Source organism: Micromonospora sp. NPDC002389, assembly GCF_040296095.1.
Classification (GTDB): Bacteria; Actinomycetota; Actinomycetes; order Mycobacteriales; family Micromonosporaceae; genus Micromonospora.
This window is the reverse complement of the sequence record NZ_JBEOWP010000008.1, coordinates 302427-323862: the sequence shown is the minus strand read 5'-3', so window position 1 is coordinate 323862 and position 21436 is coordinate 302427. Positions and strand designations below refer to the sequence as shown.

Annotated in this window: 23 protein-coding genes; 6 read left to right on the top strand and 17 right to left on the bottom strand. The window is 73.0% G+C overall.

Translation table 11 applies throughout. The features are described 5' to 3' along the window. Nucleotides 1-233, bottom strand: a 233-nt coding sequence (locus tag ABT008_RS18135) for a hypothetical protein (RefSeq protein WP_350697371.1), incomplete at its 3' end; no start/stop codon positions are given. A gap of 154 nt (nt 234-387) precedes the next feature. Here ABT008_RS18135 and ABT008_RS18130 point away from each other — a divergent pair. After that, on the top strand, nt 388-1155 hold the full coding sequence (locus tag ABT008_RS18130) for a PIG-L deacetylase family protein (protein ID WP_350697370.1): 768 nt from the start codon (nt 388-390) through the stop codon (nt 1153-1155). Nucleotides 1156-1209: 54 nt separating this feature from the next. On the opposite strand, the gene ABT008_RS18125 is transcribed toward ABT008_RS18130, so the two are convergent. The 7 genes from ABT008_RS18125 to ABT008_RS18095 form a co-directional block, all read right to left on the bottom strand. Next, nucleotides 1210-1638, bottom strand: coding sequence for a DUF2267 domain-containing protein (locus ABT008_RS18125; RefSeq protein ID WP_131057497.1), 429 nt, complete (start codon nt 1636-1638; stop codon nt 1210-1212). 468 nt (nt 1639-2106) lie between these two features. Beyond that, nucleotides 2107-2505, bottom strand: a complete 399-nt coding sequence (locus tag ABT008_RS18120; protein WP_350697400.1) for a TraR/DksA family transcriptional regulator — start codon at nt 2503-2505, stop codon at nt 2107-2109. A 123-nt stretch (nt 2506-2628) separates the two neighbouring features. Next, entirely contained in the window at nt 2629-3270 is a 642-nt protein-coding gene (locus ABT008_RS18115; protein ID WP_350697369.1) for a nucleoside/nucleotide kinase family protein, read from the bottom strand. A gap of 150 nt (nt 3271-3420) precedes the next feature. Next, entirely contained in the window at nt 3421-4032 is a 612-nt protein-coding gene (locus ABT008_RS18110; RefSeq protein WP_350697368.1) for a winged helix-turn-helix domain-containing protein, read from the bottom strand. A 338-nt stretch (nt 4033-4370) separates the two neighbouring features. Further along, nucleotides 4371-4814, bottom strand: coding sequence for a winged helix-turn-helix domain-containing protein (locus tag ABT008_RS18105; RefSeq protein WP_350697399.1), 444 nt, complete (start codon nt 4812-4814; stop codon nt 4371-4373). 132 nt (nt 4815-4946) lie between these two features. Further along, a complete protein-coding gene (locus ABT008_RS18100; RefSeq protein WP_350697367.1) occupies nt 4947-5444 on the bottom strand; it encodes a rhodanese-like domain-containing protein in 498 nt (165 codons plus the stop codon). A gap of 64 nt (nt 5445-5508) precedes the next feature. Continuing rightward, a complete protein-coding gene (locus ABT008_RS18095; RefSeq protein WP_350697366.1) occupies nt 5509-5970 on the bottom strand; it encodes a cysteine dioxygenase in 462 nt (153 codons plus the stop codon). 143 nt (nt 5971-6113) lie between these two features. Here ABT008_RS18095 and ABT008_RS18090 point away from each other — a divergent pair, with 143 nt between their 5' ends. Then, a complete protein-coding gene (locus ABT008_RS18090; RefSeq protein ID WP_350697365.1) occupies nt 6114-6509 on the top strand; it encodes an ankyrin repeat domain-containing protein in 396 nt (131 codons plus the stop codon). Nucleotides 6510-6518: 9 nt separating this feature from the next. On the opposite strand, the gene ABT008_RS18085 is transcribed toward ABT008_RS18090, so the two are convergent. From ABT008_RS18085 to secA2, 4 genes are all read right to left on the bottom strand, one after another. After that, entirely contained in the window at nt 6519-7286 is a 768-nt protein-coding gene (locus tag ABT008_RS18085; protein WP_350697364.1) for a class I SAM-dependent methyltransferase, read from the bottom strand. 106 nt (nt 7287-7392) lie between these two features. Beyond that, the gene (locus ABT008_RS18080; protein WP_350697363.1) at nt 7393-7896 is read right to left on the bottom strand and encodes a DUF2231 domain-containing protein; all 504 of its coding nucleotides are present in this window, start codon (nt 7894-7896) and stop codon (nt 7393-7395) included. A 71-nt stretch (nt 7897-7967) separates the two neighbouring features. Next, the gene (locus ABT008_RS18075; protein WP_350697398.1) at nt 7968-8708 is read right to left on the bottom strand and encodes an ANTAR domain-containing protein; all 741 of its coding nucleotides are present in this window, start codon (nt 8706-8708) and stop codon (nt 7968-7970) included. A gap of 183 nt (nt 8709-8891) precedes the next feature. Further along, nucleotides 8892-11186, bottom strand: coding sequence for an accessory Sec system translocase SecA2 (secA2, locus tag ABT008_RS18070; RefSeq protein WP_350697362.1), 2295 nt, complete (start codon nt 11184-11186; stop codon nt 8892-8894). Between the two features lie 347 nt (nt 11187-11533). On the opposite strand from secA2, the gene ABT008_RS18065 reads away from it, so the two are divergent. The 3 genes from ABT008_RS18065 to ctaD all read left to right on the top strand — a co-directional run bounded on the left by ABT008_RS18065 (nt 11534) and on the right by ctaD (nt 15472). Beyond that, a complete protein-coding gene (locus ABT008_RS18065; RefSeq protein WP_350697397.1) occupies nt 11534-12520 on the top strand; it encodes a glucosyl-3-phosphoglycerate synthase in 987 nt (328 codons plus the stop codon). Between the two features lie 138 nt (nt 12521-12658). After that, nucleotides 12659-13384: an ATP-binding protein gene (locus ABT008_RS18060; RefSeq protein ID WP_350697361.1), complete on the top strand. Its 726-nt coding sequence runs from the start codon at nt 12659-12661 to the stop codon at nt 13382-13384. An 87-nt stretch (nt 13385-13471) separates the two neighbouring features. Next, entirely contained in the window at nt 13472-15472 is a 2001-nt protein-coding gene (gene ctaD / locus ABT008_RS18055; protein ID WP_350697360.1) for an aa3-type cytochrome oxidase subunit I, read from the top strand. A gap of 89 nt (nt 15473-15561) precedes the next feature. On the opposite strand, the gene ABT008_RS18050 is transcribed toward ctaD, so the two are convergent. From ABT008_RS18050 to ABT008_RS18035, 4 genes are all read right to left on the bottom strand, one after another. Then, on the bottom strand, nt 15562-16428 hold the full coding sequence (locus ABT008_RS18050; RefSeq protein ID WP_350697359.1) for a SigB/SigF/SigG family RNA polymerase sigma factor: 867 nt from the start codon (nt 16426-16428) through the stop codon (nt 15562-15564). Nucleotides 16429-16646: 218 nt separating this feature from the next. Then, on the bottom strand, nt 16647-18068 hold the full coding sequence (locus ABT008_RS18045) for a hypothetical protein (RefSeq protein WP_350697396.1): 1422 nt from the start codon (nt 18066-18068) through the stop codon (nt 16647-16649). A gap of 76 nt (nt 18069-18144) precedes the next feature. After that, entirely contained in the window at nt 18145-19230 is a 1086-nt protein-coding gene (locus ABT008_RS18040) for a thiamine pyrophosphate-binding protein (RefSeq protein WP_350697358.1), read from the bottom strand. After that, on the bottom strand, nt 19223-20341 hold the full coding sequence (locus ABT008_RS18035; protein ID WP_350697357.1) for a baeRF2 domain-containing protein: 1119 nt from the start codon (nt 20339-20341) through the stop codon (nt 19223-19225). The genes ABT008_RS18040 and ABT008_RS18035 overlap by 8 nt, the downstream gene beginning before the upstream one ends. A gap of 148 nt (nt 20342-20489) precedes the next feature. On the opposite strand from ABT008_RS18035, the gene ABT008_RS18030 reads away from it, so the two are divergent. Further along, nucleotides 20490-21029: a hypothetical protein gene (locus tag ABT008_RS18030; protein ID WP_502890445.1), complete on the top strand. Its 540-nt coding sequence runs from the start codon at nt 20490-20492 to the stop codon at nt 21027-21029. Nucleotides 21030-21032: 3 nt separating this feature from the next. On the opposite strand, the gene ABT008_RS18025 is transcribed toward ABT008_RS18030, so the two are convergent. Beyond that, on the bottom strand, nt 21033-21380 hold the full coding sequence (locus ABT008_RS18025) for a DUF3817 domain-containing protein (protein ID WP_350697355.1): 348 nt from the start codon (nt 21378-21380) through the stop codon (nt 21033-21035). Nucleotides 21381-21436 lie beyond the last annotated feature (56 nt).

Sequence of the window (21436 nt, the reverse complement as noted above, 5' to 3'; positions counted from 1 at the left end):
CTGCCGTCCGCCCCACCGTCGTGCTGGCCCGGAGTGGCCCCGCCGTCGGCCGGACCCTCGGCGCTGCCGTCCGCCCCACCGTCGTGCTGGCCCGGAGTGGCCCCGCCGTCGGCCGGACCCTCGGCGCTGCCGTCCGCCCCACCGTCGTGCTGGCCCGGGGTCGCTCCGCCGTCGGCCGGACCTTCGAGCCCGCCGCCGCTGGTGGTCTGCATGTCATCGTCGTTGAGTGGCATCGTGCTCCCTCGGATCAACCCGCCCCCGCCGTTGGTCGGGTGCGTCGTGCGGCGGGTGTTACCCCGCGCCCGATCTTCTCTAACCACACTGCACCCCACCGTAGACGCCGGAACCGGTCCACACGTGCCGTTCCTTGGTGCGGCGGGTGGCAGGATGGACGGACCCGACCGGATGGAGGTGCCGATGGACACGCCGTTGACCCCGGTGACCGAGGACTGGCAGCGGGCGCTGGCGATCGTGGCGCACCCGGACGACCTGGAGTTCGGTGCCGCCGCCGCGATCGCCCGCTGGACCGGCCAGGGCAAGCAGGTGGTGTACTGCCTGGTGACCAGCGGCGAGGCGGGCATCGACGGGATGGCGCCGGAGCAGGCCCGCACGGTACGCGAGCAGGAGCAGCGCGTCTCGGCGGAGCTGGTCGGCGTGGACGTCGTCGAGTTCCTCGGTCTGCCCGACGGGATCCTGGAGTACGGCGTACCGCTGCGCCGGGAGCTGGCGGCCGTGGTGCGCCGGCACCGCCCGGAGATCGTCATCACGAACAACTTCCGGGAGACCTGGGACGGCGCGGTCACCCTCAACCAGGCCGACCACATCGCCGTGGGTCAGGCCACGCTGGACGCGGTCCGGGACGCCGGCAACCGGTGGATCTTCCCGGAGCAGTTGACCGACGGGGTCGAGCCGTGGGGTGGCGTACGTCAGGTGTGGGCGGCCTCGTCGCCGCGCTCCGAGCACGGGGTGGACACCACCGAGACGTTCGCGCAGGGGGTGGCGTCGCTGCAGGCGCACGAGGCGTACCTGACCGGGCTGGGTGACGGCAGTTTCGACGCCGAGGAGTTCCTGGAGGGCGGGGCGCGGCCGGTGGGGAGCCGGTTGGGCGTGCGCTACGGCACCTCGTTCGAGGTGTTCCACTTCGACCTCTGGTAGCCGACCGGCCCGCTCCACGCGGGGTGGGGCGGGCCGGTGCTGCCGGTGCACGGGTCAGGGCATGATCCGGGCGAGGTCGTCGGGCATGGTGTCCTTCACCTCGTCCCACTCGCCCTGGGTGATGTGCCGGCGCAGGGTGTCCAGCACCACCTGGACCACGCGCTCCGGGCCGCCCTGCACGTCGTACGGGAAGCCCTGACGGACCTCGTACAGGAAGTCGTCCCGGTTCAGCTTGATCGGAACGTCGGAGGGTTGCCAGCCCTCGAAGTAGATGCCGCGCACCACCATCGGCAACTGGGCGGAGAACTCCACGCTCTCCTGCACCGGCATCCGGTCGCGCAGCAGGTGCAGCACCGTGCGCAGCGCCGCGTACGACTGGTTGCGCTGCTCCTTGGGCCACCCGTACGCCTGCTCGATGTCCTTGAGGATCAGGATGGTCTTGTCCATCGAGGACTCGACCGCCGACTCGAACCGCTCAGACATCAGTCCACCCCCGTAGGTCGGTTTCCCACCGTCGGTCGTCGTGCCGTCGCGGCGGCCCCACCGGACCGCCCCGGTGCCGTACCGGGCTGCTCCCGGCTCGTGGCGCCCGCCGGGCCTGGCCGGACGCGCCGACGACCCGCAGCACCGCGCCCTGTCGCCGCTGCCGTACCACCTGAGCCGTCATCGCCCACCACCCCCACGGTGTCGCCGCCTTCCACCTTCACCCCCACCCTCCCCACCTCGCGGGTGACCCACCCTCACCCCCACCGGATGAGCCCCGCCTCCCGCCCGAGTTGATCAAGAGGTTTCGGCCCTGCTCCCGCACTCGGCAGGTCCCAAACTTCTTGATCAACAGGGTGTGGGTGGGGTGGGTGGGGTGGGGTGGGTGGGGTGGGGTGGGGTACCCACCTTGATCTCGCCCATCGGTGGGGTCCCCGCCGCGTCCCGGACCGACCGGTCGCCGTCGGCTCAGGCAGCCCGACGCTCGCGGGTCTGCTTGCAGGTCACGCAGGTGGTCGCCGACGGGAAGATCTCCAGCCGCTCCACCGGGATCGGCGAGGTGCAGCCCTCGCAGAAGCCGTACGTGCCCTCGGCGAGACGCGTCAGCGCGTGCTCGTACTGGGCGCGCCGGTCGAGGATGGTCCGCAGCAGTGACTGCGCGGTGTCCCGCTCGGCGGTCTTGGTGCCGCTGTCGGCCTGGTCGTCGCCGGCGGTGTCGCCCACCTCGACCAGCCGCAGCACGTGGCTCTGCTGCACCGCCTGCTCGTACTCCGCGGACAGCTCGTCGTGGCGGGCCTGCAGGGAGAGTCGGATCTGGTCGATCTCCGCCTGGGATCGGCCCGTGCCGACCGTGTCGTGGACGAGCATCGCTGCCTGCCTTTCCTGAGCCTCGTCAGTCATCGCGGGCGGAAGGCTCCCCACCCGGTCATACCGCCCAGGCGAGGACTCCCGGGCGCCGTGAGCCCCGCGAGTACCCAGCACGTCAGCAGGTCAAACCGAGTGGTCGTCGGATTCCACGATCGCGGGACGGCGCGGGTCGTCGGCCCGCACCACCAGGTCGGCGAAGTCGGCGGGGGCGACCTCGTCGGCGTACCGGTCGAACGCGGGCAGCGTCCAGGCCAGGTCGGGGTCGGTACGGCGGCGCAGCGCGCCGGGCGAGAGTTCCAGGTGGACGACGACGTCGAAGGGCAGTCCGCCGCCGAGCAGGAACGCGCCGCTGACCAGCACCACCCCGCCGGGCGGCAGCGTGACGTAGTCGGCGCGGCTGGCCCGGTCGGCCCGGGCGTCCCAGAGCGAGGGCAGCAGGCGGCCGGTGCCGTCCGGCCCGGCCGGGTCGAGCACCTCGCGGCGCAGGCCGGCCTCGTCGACCCAGCCCTCGTAGTAGGCGTCCGGATTGGTCCGTCCGCGCTCCAGGCGTACCGAGGCGGGGCGGAGGAAGTCCTCGGCCCGGACGTGCAGCACCGGGCGGCCGAGGGCGCGCAGCGGGTCGATCAGTGCGGTGGCCAGCTCGTCGGGGCGGGCAGCGGGAGCGCCGTCCAGGGCCACCCGCAGCCGTCGGGTCGGCGCGGCGGAGGCGAACCGTTCGGCCAGTTCGGCGACGAGCAACTCGGGCGAGACCGGACGCACACGCATCCGACCATCGTGCCCGGTCGCCGTCGGGGTGTTCGGCGCGACCCGGCCGGCGGTCGTGCTGCCGGGTCGGGGTTCGTCGGTGACGGCAGTGCCGTCGAGGTCCCGGCGGGGGGAGGTCGAGGTCCGGCGAGAGCGACGACGCGGTCGGGGTCAGGCGGTGCGGTCGAGGGTGACGCGGGCGTCGTCGGCGAGGCGGTAGCCGACGCCGTAGACGGTGGTGACCAGGGGTACGTCCACACCGACCTTGCCGCGCAGCCGGCGTACGTGCACGTCCACGGTGCGGACCCCGGCGTGCTCGTAGCCCCAGACCGCGTTGAGCAGTTGGAGTCGGGTGAACACCCGGCGGGGGTGCGCGACCAGGTGCAGCAGCAGGTCGAATTCCAGCCGGGTCAACGGCAGCGGCTCGCCGTCGCGCAGCACCGAACGGGACGAGGCGAGGATGTGCAGGGTCGGGATGGTCGGGGCGATCTGCCGTGCGGGCGCGCGGCCGGCGGGGACGCTCTCGGTACGCCGCTCCGGCACCACCGGCGGGCTGGCCACGATCGTCCCCTCGCCGCGTTCCAGTAGTTCCCGCGCCGCGTCGAGCAGCCGCCGGGCGGCCGGTGTCAACGACTCCTCGCAGACCAGCGGAATGGACAGCGTGACGGTGAGGACCGGTGTGGAGGAGTTGGCCGGACGCCGCTGACCGCCGGGCGGGCGACCGGGAACCGCAGGTTGGGACGTATGCCATCCGGCGCGCGACGATGCGGGGCTGACCGACATGGTCCTCCTTGGCTGGTCCGGGCTTTCCCCACGGCCCCGGGACGCCGCCTTGTCGATGCTTCCCGGCGCTCGTGCGAGGGTCAAGGGGCGGCTGCGTTGCATGAATGTGACAATTGACCGACACTTCGGAGCCGACCGCTCGCTCTGCGTACGAGGCCAGTTGATTACAGCAGAGTCGCAAAGTTGACCTGATGCGGGGGTGGCTGCCGGCTTTCGCATTCCCCCGATGGTGTGACGCGTCTCGACGCCACGAGAGGCGAGCCCACCACCGTCACGCGTACGGGACAGACCGGTGCGGCGCGTCCCGTGGCAGGACACGCCGCACCGGTCGGTCGGGCTCACCGCTGGACGGTCACCCGGGCGTCGTCGGCGAGGCGGTACCCCACACCGTGGACGGTGGTCAGCAGCGGCGTGTCGACGCCGAGCTTGGCGCGCAGCCGGCGCACGTGCACGTCGACGGTGCGGGCCACCGCGTGGTCGTAGCCCCAGACCGAGTTGAGCAACTGGAGGCGGGTGAACACCCGGCGCGGCCGTTCGGCGAGGAAGAGCAGCAGGTCGTACTCGATGCGGGTCAGCGGGACGTCCCGGTCGCCCTGACGCACCCGGCGTGGCCCGGTGAGGATCTGCACGGTCCGCGGGTCCTCCACCACGGTGGGCCGCTCGACGCCGTCGTCGCCCGACACCCGCCCCTCGCCCGACTCGGCGAGCTCACTCAGCAGCTCCAGCAGGCGGTTCAGGCGGGGGCTCGCGGCCGCCGAGGCGAGGTCGACGGTGATGGTCAGGGTCGGCCCGGTGCGCTGCCGCACCAGCCGAGCGCGGTTCGTGCGGCCGGGCGGAGACTGGCGCGGGCTGATCGCGACGACGGACATGGTGGCCTCCTGGGGACTACCGCCACGCCGGGTGGGCGTGGATGTTCAGCGGAACGCCCGGCCGGCGGTCGCCGGGGACGCGAGGGCGGACGGTCTGGTGGGCGGAGTGGGACCGAGCACGGGCAGTCCGGCGATCCGCCAGGCGGCGAACCCGCCGATCACGTCGGTCGCCCGGTGCAGGCCGATGTCCTGCAGCGCGGCGGCGGCCAGCGACGAGGTGTAGCCCTCCTGGCAGATCACGACCACCGGCACGTCGTACCCGACGGCCTGCGGCAGCCGGGCGGCGCAGCGGGGATCGAAGCGCCACTCCAGCACGTTGCGCTCGACGATCAGCGAGCCCGGCACGGTGCCGTGCGCGGCGCGCTGGGCGGCCGGGCGGATGTCGACCAGCAGGGCACCGGTCCGGTACGCCACGTGGGCCTGCTCGGGGTCGAGCCGGTCGAGTCGGGTGCGGGCGGCGGCCAGGATCTCGTCGATGCCCCGGGAGCCGGGGGGCGGCACCGACGCCGGACAGCGGGCGGCGACGGAACGGTTCTGCGACATCATCGGTTCCTTCCAAGGGGTACGCGGCCGGGTGCACGTTCGGGTGGCGACGCGGCGTGGGTGATCACCATGCCACGCCGGCCTCGGCCACCTCGGCGACGAGCAGCCGGCCCTGTGCGAGGCGATAGCGGGTCATCCGGCGCAGGGCCGGACGGTAGACGTGGACGCTGACCGCGGGGTCGGCGTGCCGGTTGGTCACCACGTGCACGTGCCGGGGCCCGAAGCGTCGGCCGGAGCCTGCGGCGAGCAGGTGCGGGCGCAGCCGCCCGCCGCTGACCGTCTCCTCGGTCAGGACACCCGCCGCGACCAGGAAGGCGCCGGAGGAGCCGCCGTGGTCGTGCAGGTCGGTGCCCTGCCCGGGCAGCCAACTCAGCGCCCACACCTCGTGATGGGAGTCGGCGTCGAGTCGGGCGTACCACCGGGTGGTCGGGTCGAAGCGCAGCGGCACGGGCCAGCTCGCGGTGTCGGCGGCCCACCGCCGGGCGACGGCGAGCAGGTCCGGCTCGGTGACGGGCAGAGCAGACATGGGACCTCACGAACGGTCAGCGGTGCGGATACCGGACCAGTCTAGACGGCAAACCCTATAGGTTTAGTAGGTAATCCTACATGTTGGGACGCGGATACGGACCGCGCCGAGCGACGCCGTGGCCCCACCACTAACCTGTACCGGTGAGCGAGGAACTCGACGCCGAGACCCTGGAGTTCGCGCACCGGATGTTCGACCTGGCGCGCGACGGCGCGACCACCGAACTCGCCGGTTACGTCGACGCGGGGCTGCCGGTCAACCTGACCAACGAGCGGGGCGACAGCCTGCTGATCCTGGCGGCGTACCACGCCCACCCGGAGACCGTCGCCGCCCTGCTGGACCGCGGCGCCGACTTCTCGCGTACCAACGACCGGGGTCAGACGGCCCTGGCCGCGGCGGTGTTCCGCAAGAGCGGCCCGGCGGTCCGCGCGCTGCTCGACGCCGGCGCGGACCCGGACGACGGCAACCCGTCCGCCGTGGAGACGGCGCAGTTCTTCGACCTGCCGGAGATGCTCACGCTGCTGCGCCCGACAGCCTGAGCCGACGGGTCAGGCCGCCGGGCGGGTCGCCTCGACGAGGAAGCGCCGGGCGTACGCGACGAACGGGCCCTCGGCCTGGATCCGCGCGTGCAGGCGGGCCAGCGCCGGCCGGTGCGCCGCCACGGTGAAGCCGGGTACGGTCCAGACCACCTTGCGCAGGAACCAGACCACCGCGCCGATGTCGTGGAAGACCGTCCGCAGTGTCGCCTCGCGCAGGTCCACCACGGTCAGACCGGCCGCGCGGGCCTGCGCGACCGCCTGCTCCGGATGCCGGTACGCCGGTGGCGGCAACGGCCCGAGGACGGCCTCGCTGAGTTCGCGTACCGTCCCGGGCCCGATCTGCTGCGACAGGAACGTGCCGCCCGGTCGCAGCACCCGCGCCACCTCCGGCCAGTCGGTCCGCACCGGATGCCGGCTGACCACCAGGTCGAAGCTGCCGTCGGCGAAGGGCAACGGCGCGTCCGGAGTCACCGCCACCACGGTCGCGCCGAGCGGGCGCAGTTTCTCCCGGGCCACCGCCACGTTCGGCGGCCACGCCTCGGTCGCCACCAGCCGTCGGGGCGGACGCGGCACCTCGGCGAGCACCTCTCCCCCGCCGGTGTCGACGTCCAGCGCCGCGTCGACCGTCGCCATCCGCGCCGCCACCAGGCGGGCGTACCCCCAGGGTGGACGCTCCTCGGTAGCCCGCCCGGCCAGCCAGTCGAAGCCCCACCCCTCGACCGGGGCGGACTCGCCGTCGGCGACCAGTTCCTCGAAGCTCGCTGCGGTGGACACCATCGGGCCAGCGTCCTCGGACCGGCTCCACCCCGGCAACCTGATTAGAGATGTAAGCAGGGGTCCCCTGCTATGCACCAGGCGTTAGCAGGGGACCCTTCCTTACATCTCAGTACGGGCGGGGGCGGACCACCTCGACGGTGGGTGCGTCCACGCCGCGCAGGCCGTCGAAGCCGGGCGCCGCCGCGCTGGCGGACTCGAAGTGGCGCATCAGCCGCGAGCCGAGGTGCACGCCGACACCGCCGATCGCCAGCGCGACCACCTCGACCACCAGCAGCGCGGGCGCCGCGCCCCGGTTCGGCGCGTCGGCCCGGACCAGGCAGGAGATCAGGAACAGCCCGGCCATGCCGGCGTTGACCAGGTTGAAGGTGATCGCGGTGCGGCGGACCCGGTCCGGCGGCACGTCCCACAGGTCGACCATCCCGGCGATCGCGGTCAACGCCGCCGCCACCAGCGCGGCCACCGCCGTCCAGTAACCGACCTCACCGAGGAAGACCGGACCGCCGACCACGTCGGCAAGGTCGAAGATGGTCGCGCAGACGAAGAGCCCGTACGGGAACGTCACCAGCATCGGTTGGATGGGGTGCCCCTGCACCCGCAGCCGGCTCTGCATCGATTCCCCCCTGGGTCGGATCAGCCGTCAGTCCAGGGTGCTACCCGGGTGACAGTCGGGCGAAACGACGCTCAGTTGTCACGCGGTCGGGAGACGGTGCTGACCAGCCGCTCAGCGACCTCCCGCAACGGGATGGACAGCGACGAGGCGGCGCTGCGCAGCACCTCGAGGGCGTCCTCGGCCGGGCAGCCGCGCTGCGTCATGATCACTCCGACGGCATGGCCGATCACGCCGTCGGCCAGCAGCGCGGCGTCCTGTTCACCGACCAGCGCGGCGCGCCGCTCCCGCTCGCGGACGGCGGCCAACAGCAGGCCGGCGTGCTCGGCGAGCAGCATCGCCGTCAACTGGTGACCGGTGGAGAGCACATCGGACTCCCCCGCATAGAGGTTGACCGCCCCGATCACCTGCTCGTCGATGTCGACCGGCGCGGAGATCACGCCGTGCACGCCGAGTTCCCGCGCCCGGGGCGTCCAGTCCGGCCAGCGGGACTCGGCGTCGAGGTTCTCGGCACCGACCATCTCCCGACGGCGGATCGCCTCCATCGCCGGGGTGTCCGGGCCGTAGCTGAGGTCGTCCAACCCTGCGAGCGGGGCGTCGGAGGCGGCCACCCCGGCGGGCTCGCCGGCCCGCAGCGCGGTGAAGCCGCACCAGCTCACCCCGGCCAGAGCGTCACGGGTGATGCGTGCCAGCGCGCTGAGCGCCGCGTCGAAGTCCTCCACCCCGATCAGCCCGGCGGTGAGTTCCCGCAGCAGAGCTGCCGTCTCCAGGACGCCGAGGGTCTCGGCCGGCGGAGGGCTGGTCTCCAGGTTCACCGGCAGCCCGCCCCGGTACCCGCGGCCAGCGTCGTCACCTGACTCCTCCTCGGTCTGCGCCTCGACCTGACGGCGGCTCCGGTAGCACGGACCCGCCCTACTACCCACCGAAACATGGGTCGAAACGGCGCAAACCGGAGCCCCTCCCAGGGTACGACGACCACCGGGAGGGGCGTGGCCGGGTCAGCGGGAACCGGCTCCGGACAGGCGACGGCCGACCGAGGCGATCAGTCGGTCCAGCTCGGAGCCGAACGGGTTGTCGTGCACCAGGTAGGTCCAGGTGGCACTGGGCCGGCTCAGCTCGGACTCGTCCGGCTCCCAGTCCTCGTCGAACTCGGTCTCCTCGAAGGTGGCCAGCGTGCGAGCCTCGATCTCGGGCACCAGGTTGGTGAACGCGGGCACGGCGGCGCGGTGGAACTCGTCCAACGGGTCGAGCCGGCCCAGTGCCCGCAGGTGCACGCCCTCGCGTACCTCGGAGAGCTCGGCCAGGTGCGCGGCCCAGAGCCGGTCGAGGTGGTAGAGCGCGATCGACCGGGCGGCCCGGGCGAGCAGGTCCTCGTCCATCTCGCCGGCCTTGTCGGGCATCTTGTCCAGCAGCATCAGCGCCGCGACGTCACTGGTCAGCAGCCGCTCCCGCCGCTCGGCGAGCGCCTTGCGCTGCTGCTCGATGACCACGCTGTAGCGCCAGGTGTTGCGGTGGATCTCGTGGTTGACGCCTTCCGCGACCCGCTGCGCGTGCTCCACGGCGTAGTCCACCTGCGCGTCGGTGACCAGGCCGTCGGCGTTCATCCGGGGCGAGGCCGGCACGGTGTCACCGGCGTGCCGGACCACCAGGTCGTCCTCCAGGCTGACGAAGAAGACCGACCCGCCCGGATCGCCCTGCCGCCCGGCCCGGCCCCGGAGCTGGTCGTCGACCCGGCGGCTGTCGTGCCGGCCGCTGCCCATCACGTAGAGGCCGCCCAGCTCGGCGACCTGGTCCCGGTCGGCCTGGTCGCTGCCGCCGAGACGGATGTCCACGCCCCGACCGGCCATCTGGGTGGAGACGGTCACCGTGCCGTGGGCACCGGCCTCGGCGATGATCGCCGCCTCCTCGTCGTCGTTCTTGGCGTTGAGCACCACGCAGGGCACGCCGGCCGCGTGCAGACCGGCGGCGAGCTGCTCGGACTCCTTCACGTCGAGCGTGCCCACCAGCACCGGACGCCCGTCGGCGTGGCAGCGCCGAATCTCGTCGATCAGCGCCTCCTCCTTCTCGGCCCGGGTGGCGTAGATGCGGTCCGGCTCGTCCACCCGCACGCACGGGGTGTTCGGCGGGATCACCGCGACCTCCAGGCCGAAGAACTCCCGGAGCTGGTCGCCGACCAGCACCGCGGTGGCGGTCATGCCGCACACCTTGGGGTAGAGGCCGATGTACGCCTGCACGGCGATGGTGCCCAGCACCTCGCCCTCGGCCGTGGCGTCCAGCCCCTCCTTGGCCTCGACCGCGGCCTGGAGCCCGTCGGGCCAGCGACGCCGCTGCGCGACCCGGCCCCGCATCTCGTCGATCAGCTCGACCGTGCCGTCGCGGACGATGTAGTCCACGTCGCGGTGCAGCAGGGCGTGCGCGTGCAGCGCCACGTTCACCGCGGAGAGCTGCTCGACGTTCTCCTCGTCGTACAGGTCGATGCCGAGCTTGGCCTCGACGGCGGCCAGGCCGGCGGAGGTGAAGGCGGCACTGCGGCCGTCCTCGGCGACGGTGTAGTGCTTGCCCTTGCGCAGGCCGCGTACCAGTCCGGCGGCGGTGTGCACGGGGTCCTGCTCGCCCGGCACCGAACCGGCGAGCACCATCGGCACCCGGGCCTCGTCGATCAGGATCGAGTCCGCCTCGTCGACGATGGCGGTGCGCAGCGGCGGCTGGACCCGGTCGGCGATGTCGGTGACGAGCTGGTCGCGCAGGAAGTCGAAGCCCGCCTCGCTGACCGAGACGTAGGTGACGTCGCAGGCGTACGCGGCCCGCCGCTCGATCGGGGTGGACGCCTCGTTGACCCAGCCGACGGTGAGCCCGAGCAGCGTGTAGACCGGCTCCATCCACTGGGCGTCGCGGCGGGCCAGGTAGTCGTTGACGGTGAGCACGTGCACCGGGCCGTTGCCGAGCCGGACGTGCCCGTACGCGGCGATGGCGGCGGTCAGCGTCTTGCCCTCACCGGTGGCCATCTCGGCGACCTTGCCGGAGAGCAGCGACATCGCGCCGAGGAGCTGGACGTCGTACGGCCGTTGGTCGAGGCCACGACGGGCGGCCTCGCGGCCGAGCGCGCAGATCTCCTCGTAGCTCGACGCGGCGTCGGCGGCCTCGGTGAGTTCGGCGTCGTCGAACGCCGAGACCTTCTCCTCGCGGGCCTCGATGGCCGGCAGCAGCTTCTCCAGCGGGGCCAGATCGACCGTGGTCCCCGGGCGCTGGAGGAACCGGCGGAACCTGGTCTTCAACCGTTGCGACACACCCATGAGCCGCAACGGTACGCGACCGGAGGCCGGTTGTGACGGCCCGACCGGCGTGCCGTCGCGTGAGCTGGCCCGGTCGACCGCTCCCCCGGCCGTCCGGAGGCGGTGACTGCGCAGGTCAGCGCCGTTTCGGACGCCGCGCGGTCCCGGCGGCGTTCCTCGTCGGGTACGTGCCCGGACCGCCCGCAATCAAACGTTCATCCGGCGGGAACGTACCTGGAGCACGGTGGTGATCAAGCTGGGTGATGGATCCGATTAGCGTGCGGGGGGCTGGGAAATCCGACTCCCGGTCTTCCCGCGACGATCAGGGGGTGCCTGTGCGGAACACTGAATCTCTGGTCTCGCCCGTGGTGGAGGCCTGGGCCACGTATCGGACGACCTCGGCGGCCGACTGGCCGACGCGGCGGCTACTGCGGGCCAAGGGCGACAGCCGGGTCAGCGTGGTGCTGCCGGCGCGCAACGAGGCCGCCACCGTCGGGGCGATCGTGTCGACCATCCGCGAACACCTGATGGACCGGGTGCCGCTGGTCGACGAGCTGATCGTGGTCGACTCGCGGTCGACCGACCGGACCGCCGCGGTGGCGCGGGCGGCCGGCGCCGAGGTGGTCGGCCAGGACGCGATGACCCAGGGGCTGCCCCGGCTGACCGGCAAGGGCGACGCGCTCTGGGCCGGGCTGGCCGCGGCGGAGGGTGACGTGGTGGCGTTCGTCGACGCCGACCTGCGGGAGTTCCGCCCGCACTTCGTGACCGGGCTGATCGGCCCACTGCTCACCGACCCGTCGGTCGATTTCGTCAAGGGCTTCTACCACCGGCCTCTGATCAACACCAGCGGGGTGGAGGCCGACGGTGGTGGCCGGGTGACCGAGCTGATGGCCCGACCGATGCTCAACCTGTTCTGGCCGGAGCTGGCCGGTTTCGTGCAGCCGCTGGCCGGTGAGTACGCCGGCCGCCGCGAGGTGCTGGCCCAGGTGCCCTTCGTCTCCGGTTACGGCGTGGAGACCGCGATGCTGATCGACCTGCTGGAGCTCGTCGGGCTGGACGCGCTGGCCCAGGTCGACCTCGGCGAGCGCAAGCATCGACACCAGGACACCGCCGCGCTGGGCCGGATGTCCGCGCAGATCATGCTCACCGCCTGGTCGCGGTTGCAGCGCCGGGGCTGGGCCAGCCCGGACGTGCTGCCCACCGCGCTGCTCACCCAGTTCCGCCGGGGCGGTTCCGACGCGCTGCCGAACCTGGACCGGGAGATCGTGGTCAGCGACGTGTCGGTCCAGGAGCGTCCGCCCCTGGCGGAGCTGCGGCACCGGGTGCCGCGACGCCGGGTGACCGCCGCGTCGTGACGCCGCTCGTCGCGGTAACGCTCCCACGCGGTACGGGTGGGTGACCGCAGCCCAGCACGGTTTCGCCCGATGGCCGGCCGGGTAGTTGGCAGACCTTGCGGCGGGCGTAGCAGCGGGCGAGACAGATCGAGGGCGGAGATGGCGAGCCGGATCACGTGTGAGGTAGCCGACGGAGCACCAGTCACGGTCCTCCGGCTCGCCGGCACTCTCGACCTGACCACCACGCGAGAGGCGTACGGCGTGCTGGACCGGTGCCTGTCCGCCCAGCCCGACGCGCTGGTGGTGGACCTGTCCGGGCTGCGGGTGGAGGACCCGCTGGCGGTGTCGGTCTTCGCCGCCGCCGCGCGCCGGGCCGCCGGCTGGCCGGTGGTGCCGATGGTGCTCTGCGCACCGGGCCCGACGGCGGACTCGCTGACCGACTCGACGGCCTGCCGGGTGGTGCCGATGCGAGGCTCCTGCGACGAGGCGACCCGGGTGGCCGGCGCGTCGGCCGTACCCCGGCTGCGGGTGCGGCTGGAGCCGGTGGCGGCGGCCTGCCGGCGGGCCCGGGAGCTGGTCGTGGACGCCTGCGCGCGGTGGAACCTGCCGGAGGCGGTCGGCCCGGCCTCGGTGGTGCTCAGCGAACTGGTCGGCAACGTGGTCCGGCACGCCGGCACGCCGATGCAGGTGACCGTGACGCTGCGGCGGCCGTGGCTACACCTGGCGGTGGTCGACGGCAGCAGCACGCCGGCCCGGCCCGGCCGGTCCGGGCACCGCGACGAGGGCGGTCGGGGCCTGCTGCTGGTACGCGAGCTGACCGACCGCTGGGGCAGCGCGCCGGCCGGTGACGGAAAGGCCGTTTGGGCCACGCTACCGGCCAATTGACCGAAATTCCCCCTCTCGCCTGGTTACATGGTCGACGGGGCGGGTAGCCACGCCCGTCCTTTTGCGTCGTCAGCGGGGTGAGAGCGCATGCCCAAGCGGGTAACCACCGAACCCGGACAGGACCGAGGGCCGGCCATCCTGGCCCCGGCCCGGTTCGGCGGCTACCCGGGCCCGCTGCGCACGCCACTGCCCGGCGCGAAGCTGGTCAGGTTCCTGGCCACCACCGACCACAAGCAGATCGGCCTGCTCTATCTGCTCACCTCGTTCGGCTTCTTCGTGCTGGCCGGGATCGAGGCGATGCTGATCCGCGCCGAACTGGCCCGCCCGGGTCTGCAGTTCCTCGCGCCGGAGCAGTACAACCAGTTGTTCACCTCGCACGGCGCGGTGATGCTGCTGCTGTTCGCCACGCCCGCCGCGTTCGGGTTCGGCAACTACATCGTGCCGATCCAGATCGGCGCGCCGGACGTGTCGTTCCCCCGACTGAACGCGCTGGCGTACTGGCTGTACCTGTTCGGCGGGCTGATGGTGATCGGCGGGTTCTTCACCCCGCAGGGCTCGGCGGACTTCGGGTGGACCGCGTACACCCCGTTGAGCACGGTGGAGCACTCCCCCGGCGTCGGCGCGAACATGTGGGTGGTCGGCCTGGTCGTGTCGGGGCTGGGCACCATCCTCGGCGCGGTCAACCTGATCACCACGATCTTGACCCTACGTGCGCCCGGCATGACCATGTTCCGGCTGCCGATCTTCACCTGGAACATGCTGTTCACCAGCGTGCTGGTGATCCTGGTCTTCCCGCTGCTGGCCGCCGCGCTGCTGGCGCTGACCGCCGACCGGCTGCTCGGCGCGCAGGTGTTCAACCCGGACACCGGCGGGCCGATGCTGTGGCAGCACCTGTTCTGGTTCTTCGGGCACCCCGAGGTCTATATCATCGCGTTGCCGTTCTTCGGCATCATCACCGAGGTCATCCCGGTCTTCTCCCGTAAGCCGATCTTCGGTTACACCGGCCTGGTGTTGGCCACCATCGCGATCACCGTGCTGTCGATGACGGTGTGGGCGCACCACATGTTCGCCACCGGCCAGGTGCTGCTGCCGTTCTTCAGCATCCTGAGCTATCTGATCGCGGTGCCGACCGGGGTGAAGTTCTTCAACTGGATCGGCACCATGTGGAAGGGGCAGCTCACCTTCGAGACGCCGATGCTGTTCGCCATCGGCTTCCTGGTGACCTTCCTGCTCGGCGGCCTCACCGGCGTACTGCTGGCCAGCCCGCCGGCCGACTTCCACACCCACGACACCTACTTCGTGGTGGCGCACTTCCACTACGTGGTCTTCGGCACGGTGGTCTTCGCGCTCTTCGCCGGCTTCTACTTCTGGTGGCCCAAGATGACCGGGCGGCTGCTCGACGAGCGGCTCGGCAAGATCCATTTCTGGACCATGTTCGTCGGTTTCCACGGCACCTTCCTGGTGCACCACTGGCTGGGCAACGAGGGCATGCCCCGGCGGTACGCCGACTACCTGCCCACCGACGGCTTCACCACGCTCAACACGATCTCCAGCGTCTTCTCGTTCGTGCTGGGCGCGTCCACGTTGTTCTTCATCTGGAACGCCTGGAAGTCCTGGCGGTTCGGCGCACAGGTGACGGTGGACGACCCGTGGGGTTTCGGCAACTCCCTGGAGTGGGCGACCACCTGCCCGCCGCCGCTGCGCAACTTCGACCGGATGCCGCGGATCCGCTCCGAGCGCCCGGCCTTCGACGCCAAGTACGGCGAGTTCGTCTCCGATCTCGGCCGCGACCTCCCACAACGCGCGGTCAAGCCGCCGCAGGAGTTCCGCGACGAGTTGCACCGCGAGACGCACGAGCCCGAGTCGCCCGCCGCCGGGGGTGCGCAGGGCGCCTCGGAGGCGACGGAGTACCAGCCCGCGGCGCAGTCCGGGGCCCGGCCGGTGGAGGTGCCCGAGCCGGAGGAGGTACGTCGCCCCAGCTTCGCCGACACCGACGCGCCGGAGGACCACCCGCCGGGGGCGGAGCGCCGGGAGCAGCACGACCGGTGGCGCCACCCGCGCGGGCACGGTGACGGCACCGAGAACTGAGCCGGGGCGTACCGACATCGGGGAGGCGGGTAAGGAAGTGTTAGGAGGGGTCCCCTGCTATGCACGAGGCGTTAGCAGGGGACCCCTCCTTACCGAACCGTCGTCCGCGCCGTCTTCGTGGTCGCTTCGGACTCGGCCGGGCCGTTCTGCCACGGCGGCGGCGCGTCGGCGAGCATCGCCTGGCGCAGCCAGGTCAACGCCCGGGACAGCAGCCGGGACACGTGCATCTGGGAGATGCCGAAGCGGGCGGCGATCTCGGCCTGGGTCTGGTTGCCGTAGAAGCGCATCGCCAGGATCCGCCGCTCCCGCCAGGGCAGCCGGTGCAGCAGTCCGCTGACCGTCACCCGGTCGTCGACGGACTCCAGCGCGATGTCCGACTCGCCCACCAGGTCGCCGAACTCGGCCGAACTCTCCCCGCCGACCGGCGCGTTGAGCGAGGCCGGGCTGTAGCCGGCCGCCGACTCCAGCGCGGCGAGGATCTCCTCCTCCGGCGTCTCCAGCCGCTTGGACAACTCGGCCACCGTGGGAGCGCGGGACAGCTCGCTGGTCAGCGCCGCCGTCGCCTGCCCGACCTCCAGGATCAGGTCACGCAGTCGGCGGGGCACGTGCACACCCCAGGTGCGATCCCGGAAATGCCGCTTGATCTCACCCACGATGGTGATCGCGGCGTACGCGGTGAACGAGCCGCGTTCCGGGTCGTACCGGTCGACGGCGTTGACCAGCCCCAGACGGGCCACCTGTTCCAGATCCTCCAGCGGTTCCCCGCGTCCCCGGTAGCGCCGAGCCAGCCGGCCCGCGAACGGCAACGCGAAGCGGACCAGGTCGTCCCGCGCCTCGTGGCGGCGCTCGGGCGGCAGCCCGGCGATCCGTGCCGCGTACGCGAGCGCCGCCGCGTCGAGATCCTCCAGTCCCCGATCCGTCGGTGGTGGTGTGGTCGTGGTGGTCTGTCCGAACATCCGCGCCTCCCTCAGGAAGGACCCCCGCCCGGATTCGTGGACACCGGGCACGCGCGTGGACACGCACGGGCCGAAAAGTGGGTTCGTGATTGGGATGCCAGCGGGCGACGCCACGCCACGGCACAGGTGATCAGCCTGTCGCAGCCGGCGGTGTTCCCGCTCCGTAGGTACTCAATCACGGCGGCACGGGTTCGCGAGGATGTTTCGTCAGCCCCGCCTCAACAGATGAGCAGGCCGAGCGGGGTGCCGCTGGCGCGCAGCGCGGCCAGCGCGTCGGGCACCGCCAGCGGCGGCGGGACGGGCAGGTCGTACGGCTGGGCGCGGAGCACCTCGGTGGCCCGGCGGGTGGGCACGGAGGTGACCGGGTAACCCCGGGCGGTGGCGCGGTCCAGGGCCCGACGGCGACGCCCGAACCCGGCGACGGCCAGCCACTGCGGCAGCCCGGCCAGCGCCGGCGAGCGCACCCCGGGCGGCTCGGGGAGTACGTCCACCGAGGCGAACGGCTCGCTGCCGGCCAGCCACCACTCGGCCTGCTCGACGCTGCGCCGGGTGGCGTTCTCGCACCAGTACGGCACCATCCCCGCCCGCACCACCTGCCACGGGTCGAGCAGTCGGCCGCATTCCACCACCAACCGGTCACCGGTCTTGCCGGCGGCGCGCAGCCAGCGCCGGTACAGGTCGGCGACGGCGGCGCTGAGCACCTCCGGTCCCGGGAACAGCAGCCGGTGCACCGGTCGTCCGGCGCGGGCGGTCCACTCCCGGACGGCGCGGTCCAGACCGGGCTCCACGCCGTGCTCGGCGGCGGCCGGTGGGGCGGAGATCTCCGGCGGGTCCCAGTTCACGCCGTCGCCCCCGGCCGAGCGCAGCACCTGCCGCAGCGCGTGGCTGTCCGGGTGGAAGTCGACCGGTTCCAGCCCGCTGGCCGGGGAGCCGACCTGGAAGCTGTGCCCGTCGGCGGCGTCGTGCACCGGCCAGGTCCGCGCGTCGCTGAGCACCAGCACCGGCGCGCCGGGCGTCAACCGGTCGGTCAGGAACCGCCGGTACGCGGTCGGCAGCGTCCGCCAGCGGGCGGTCAACGAGACCGTGACGCCGGCCAGCGAGCCCCGGCTGGCCGGGCAGTGCACCTGGCGTACGTGCAGGTCGGGGTTGCCGGCCAGCAGCCGTCCGGCGAGGGCGGCGCCGTGGTCCAGGGCGGCGCGGGGGCGGTCCACCGCGCCGCGCGGCCAGTGCGCGGTCATCTCGAACCCGGTGGGCAGCCACGGCATCCCGAGCGCGGTCGCCAGGTGGGCGGCGGCGCCGTGCGGCGAGCCCAGCAGCACCCCGGGGTACCGGCCGCGCGGGTACTGGTCGACGAACCACCGGGCGACCCGGGCGGCGTCGACCTCGGCGGCCTGCCCGGCGGTCAGGGCCACCCGACCGGCGGTACGGGCGGCGGCGGCCCGACGGATCGGGTCCGGGGTGCCGGCGAACCGGGACACCGGCCCGACGTGACCGATATCGGCACAGTCGGCGCCGCGTAGCGCGCGGGCGATGGCCGCGACGAGAATCCGGGAGGTGCTGCCCACCGCGACCACCCGGTCGCCAGCCAGCCCCGCACCCGCTGCCGTGAGTCCCGGTCGCGATCCTCGCGCCGGCCCCACCGTGCCCCGTTCGCTCACGCGGCCCGGCTTCCCGCCCGGATGCGGCTTAAACAGGGCAACCCTCCACCGAGCGGGATCAATCAGGTGATCTTCGTCCGTCCACCCCGACGGTGCGCAACGCCCCGGCGAGGCCCACGCCGACCGGACCGACCACCAGTTCCAGCAGGCACGGCCGATCCGCGCCGAACGCCTCGGCCCCGGCCGCCCCGATCAGCTCCGGCCGGTCGACCCGGATGCCGCGCAGACCCAGCAGGCGGGCCCAGCCCGCGTACGGGACGTCGTCGGCGGGTGGGTGGGGCGGCTGCGCGTACCGGGGGTGCCCGGAACGGGTGTTCAGCACCAGCAGCACCAGGCGCGGGTCGGTCCACGCCGCCCGGTGCCGGGCGACCGCGACCAACTCGGCCAGCCCGGAGGCGCGCATCCCCTCGTCGGCGACGACGGCGAGCACCGGGCGGTCCGGCGCGGCCAGCTTGGCGGCCAGCGCGTACGGCAGGGCGGTGCCGGGTGCACCGTCGGCCCGCAGCACCTCGACACCGGCCGGTACGCGCAGGTGGCGGGCGTACCCGGCGACGGTGCCGCCACCGTCCACGGTCACCGCGCCACCCGCCGGCAGCCGGGTGACCAGGTCGGCGAGGGCCTGCCCCGGATCGACCGCCCGGCCGGTGTTCCCGGGCGGGCGGTGGCCGGACGCGTCACCGGGCAGCACCAGGCAGACCGGGCCGCCGCCGCGCAGCGCGCTGCCCAGCGCCTCGTCCACCAGCTCCGACACCCGGGTCGGGTCGGCGGCGTACCGGACGTGCCGGCACGTCCCGGCGAAGCGGGGCCCGTCGTCGCGGTGCCCGTCGGGCTGCTGCTCGCCGAGCACCGCCAGCACCGGGAGGCCGGCCCGGCGGGCGGCGTCGAGACCGCCGATCAGCCCCAGCGCGTCCGGCCCGCCGTCGGAGAGGCAGACGCCGACCCCACCGGCGAACCGGGCGTGCCCGGCGGCCATCAGCGCGGCGCTCTCGGCGTGCCGCACGGGGACGAACTCCGGGTCGCCGCCGGCCGCGTGCACCGCCTCGACCAGTGGCGCGGTCGCCGGGCCCGGCGCGCCGTAGACCCGCGCGACCCGCCAGGCCAGCAACCGTGCGACGACCGCGTCCGCGACGACCGGGTCAGGCACCGCCCCGTCCCGGTGTGACCGGGTCGACGTAGCGCAGCACCGCTCCGACGCCCTCCGCCAGCTCCGGAGCCTCGTCCGGGCCCAACACGGTCAGCTCGGCATCGGTGCCGACCAGGGCCCGCACCAGCGCCGCGTCGGCGCGAACCCGGGCCGGGTCCGACACGGTGGCGAGCTGGCTCGGGTCGGTGGCGATGTCGGTGGCCGCCGGGCCGATCCAGAGTTCCCCGTCGGCGGACGGGTCGTCCACCAACAGCATCGTGTCGACCTGGTTGCGTTGCAGCGCGGCGACCACGGCGTCGAGTCCGGCGCCGACGTCCTCCTGCGTGCCGAAGCGGTCCAACGCGGCGGTGACCCGCTGGTCGGCCACCTCGGCGATGGTCTGCACGGTCAGGTCGTCGAGCAGGCTCTGGTCGGCGCCCTCGGCCCGGGACCCGGCGTCGGTGCGGACCACCATGTCCTGCCAGCGCGCCGGCATCTGGGCAGCGATCATGCCGGTGGCCCGGATGTCGCCGGCCACCACGACCACCTCGGCACCGACCCGTTCGGCCAGCTCCACGGTGGCGGCGGTGACGTCGCCCGCGTTGTGGTGCCAGGCCTCCATGGCGGCGCGCTGGTAGCGCGACTGTGACCAGCCACCGGGCTTGACCCGGCGCAACGGGAAGCTCTCCCGACCGGTGACGTGCGCCCGTCGGGGCACCCCACCAGCGCTGACCGACATCGCGTCGGCGCCGGTCCGGTCGGCCAGCACCCGCACCCACGCGACCTGCTCACCCCGTTGGGCCAGCAACGGCATCACGTGCGGCAGCGGCGCGTACGCGGCCAGGTCCCGCCGGGGCGGCGCGGACAGGTACTCGGAGAGCACCACCCGCCCCTGGGCCCCGAAAACGGCCAGCCCGTAGTCCCCGGGCATCGGATCGTGGCCACGCACCACCCGGTCGATGGCGGCGATGGTCGGTTCGTCGGCACCCTGCTCGGCGAGCTGCTGTTGCAGACCGCGCCAGCGCAGGTCGAGTGCGGCGTGGGCGTCCTCGGTGTCCAACGAGGCGTCCAGGTAGACCGAGCACCACGGACCCGGGCGCTGGTAGAGCGGGCGCAGGAAGGACAGCTGCATGCTCGACCCCTTTCCGGCTCGGCCCACCGCTTACCCGCACCACCCGGCTTGTCACCTGCCGGCCACCGCGTGACCGATTTTCATTCACGTCGTTCAACCCCGAGGATCGATACGATCTGTAGGCGAAAGCGGACTCTGGGTGGTGGACATGGACACGACGTCGTACTCCCGGCGCAGCCTGCATCCGACGGGTCGGATCCTCACCGCGCAGATCGTGCGGCTGATGGACGGCTACCCCCGGGAGGTGCGCGTGGGGCAGCCGGTGCTGGTGGTGGTGGTGGCCGCCGCCGGGTTGATCGGCCTGATCGCCAAGCTGGTCCGGGCCGCGCTCAGCGCCGGGTCCGGCACCGGCCGGCGCAGCTTCAAGGAACTGAAGAAGGGGCCGGAGTACCTGGTCACCCCGGTCCGCCTGCGCGACTCGGACGGCAAACTGTACGAGGTGGAGCTGCACGGGCACCTGCCGCAGAGCGCGCTGCACCCGGCCGACCACGTCCAGCTCACCCTGCGCGACCAGGGCGACCCGGACCTGGCACCGAAGATCGAACGGATCGTCAACCTGACCACCGGTCAACTGCTGCGGCCGCGCACCGCCACCGTGTGGTCGCACCTCGGCCCGCCGCTGCTGCTCCAGGCCACGCTGGGCCTGCTACTCCTGGCCGGTCTGGCCGCCTGCACCGCGCTGAGGTGAGCCTCAGCCGACCGGGGCGGGCTCCCGCTCCGGCGCGGGGCTGGTGTCGAGCATGCCGCGTCGGCGGGCCCAGCGCTCGAAGACGATGGTGGCGAACGGCGGCACCGCGCAGGCCAGCGCCACCACGGTGGCCGTCAGGCTCCACCGGTGCACCCGGGCCACGGCCAGCACGAGCAGCCCGTACACCACGAAGAGCGCGCCGTGGATCGGGCCGAACACCTTGACCCCCAGCTCGTTGTCGGGCGGGCCGTACTTCGCCGCCATGCCGGCGAGCAGGCCGGCCCAGGAGATCGCCTCCGCGATCGCCGCCACCACGAACAGTCGGGTCACCTTTTCGCGCACGTCAGCCATGGTATGTGCCGTCGGATCCGGGAACCGCACGCGGTCGGGGCTTCCGCCCGGATGCA

Bases quoted from the DNA above. Each gene is read 5' to 3' on its own strand.
- ABT008_RS18085 (WP_350697364.1), bottom strand. From the start codon at position 7,286: ATGGTGTCCACCGCAGCGAGCTTCGAGGAACTGGTCGCCGACGGCGAG.
- ctaD (WP_350697360.1), top strand. From the start codon at position 13,472: ATGCCCAAGCGGGTAACCACCGAACCCGGACAGGACCGAGGGCCGGCC.
- ABT008_RS18100 (WP_350697367.1), bottom strand. From the start codon at position 5,444: ATGTCGCAGAACCGTTCCGTCGCCGCCCGCTGTCCGGCGTCGGTGCCG.
- ABT008_RS18080 (WP_350697363.1), bottom strand. From the start codon at position 7,896: ATGCAGAGCCGGCTGCGGGTGCAGGGGCACCCCATCCAACCGATGCTG.
- ABT008_RS18130 (WP_350697370.1), top strand. From the start codon at position 388: ATGGACGGACCCGACCGGATGGAGGTGCCGATGGACACGCCGTTGACC.
- ABT008_RS18110 (WP_350697368.1), bottom strand. From the start codon at position 4,032: ATGTCGGTCAGCCCCGCATCGTCGCGCGCCGGATGGCATACGTCCCAA.
- ABT008_RS18120 (WP_350697400.1), bottom strand. From the start codon at position 2,505: ATGCTCGTCCACGACACGGTCGGCACGGGCCGATCCCAGGCGGAGATC.
- ABT008_RS18050 (WP_350697359.1), bottom strand. From the start codon at position 16,428: ATGTTCGGACAGACCACCACGACCACACCACCACCGACGGATCGGGGA.
- ABT008_RS18025 (WP_350697355.1), bottom strand. From the start codon at position 21,380: ATGGCTGACGTGCGCGAAAAGGTGACCCGACTGTTCGTGGTGGCGGCG.
- secA2 (WP_350697362.1), bottom strand. From the start codon at position 11,186: ATGGGTGTGTCGCAACGGTTGAAGACCAGGTTCCGCCGGTTCCTCCAG.
- ABT008_RS18030 (WP_502890445.1), top strand. From the start codon at position 20,490: ATGGACACGACGTCGTACTCCCGGCGCAGCCTGCATCCGACGGGTCGG.
- ABT008_RS18125 (WP_131057497.1), bottom strand. From the start codon at position 1,638: ATGTCTGAGCGGTTCGAGTCGGCGGTCGAGTCCTCGATGGACAAGACC.
- ABT008_RS18035 (WP_350697357.1), bottom strand. From the start codon at position 20,341: ATGCAGCTGTCCTTCCTGCGCCCGCTCTACCAGCGCCCGGGTCCGTGG.
- ABT008_RS18095 (WP_350697366.1), bottom strand. From the start codon at position 5,970: ATGTCTGCTCTGCCCGTCACCGAGCCGGACCTGCTCGCCGTCGCCCGG.
- ABT008_RS18115 (WP_350697369.1), bottom strand. From the start codon at position 3,270: ATGCGTGTGCGTCCGGTCTCGCCCGAGTTGCTCGTCGCCGAACTGGCC.
- ABT008_RS18060 (WP_350697361.1), top strand. From the start codon at position 12,659: ATGGCGAGCCGGATCACGTGTGAGGTAGCCGACGGAGCACCAGTCACG.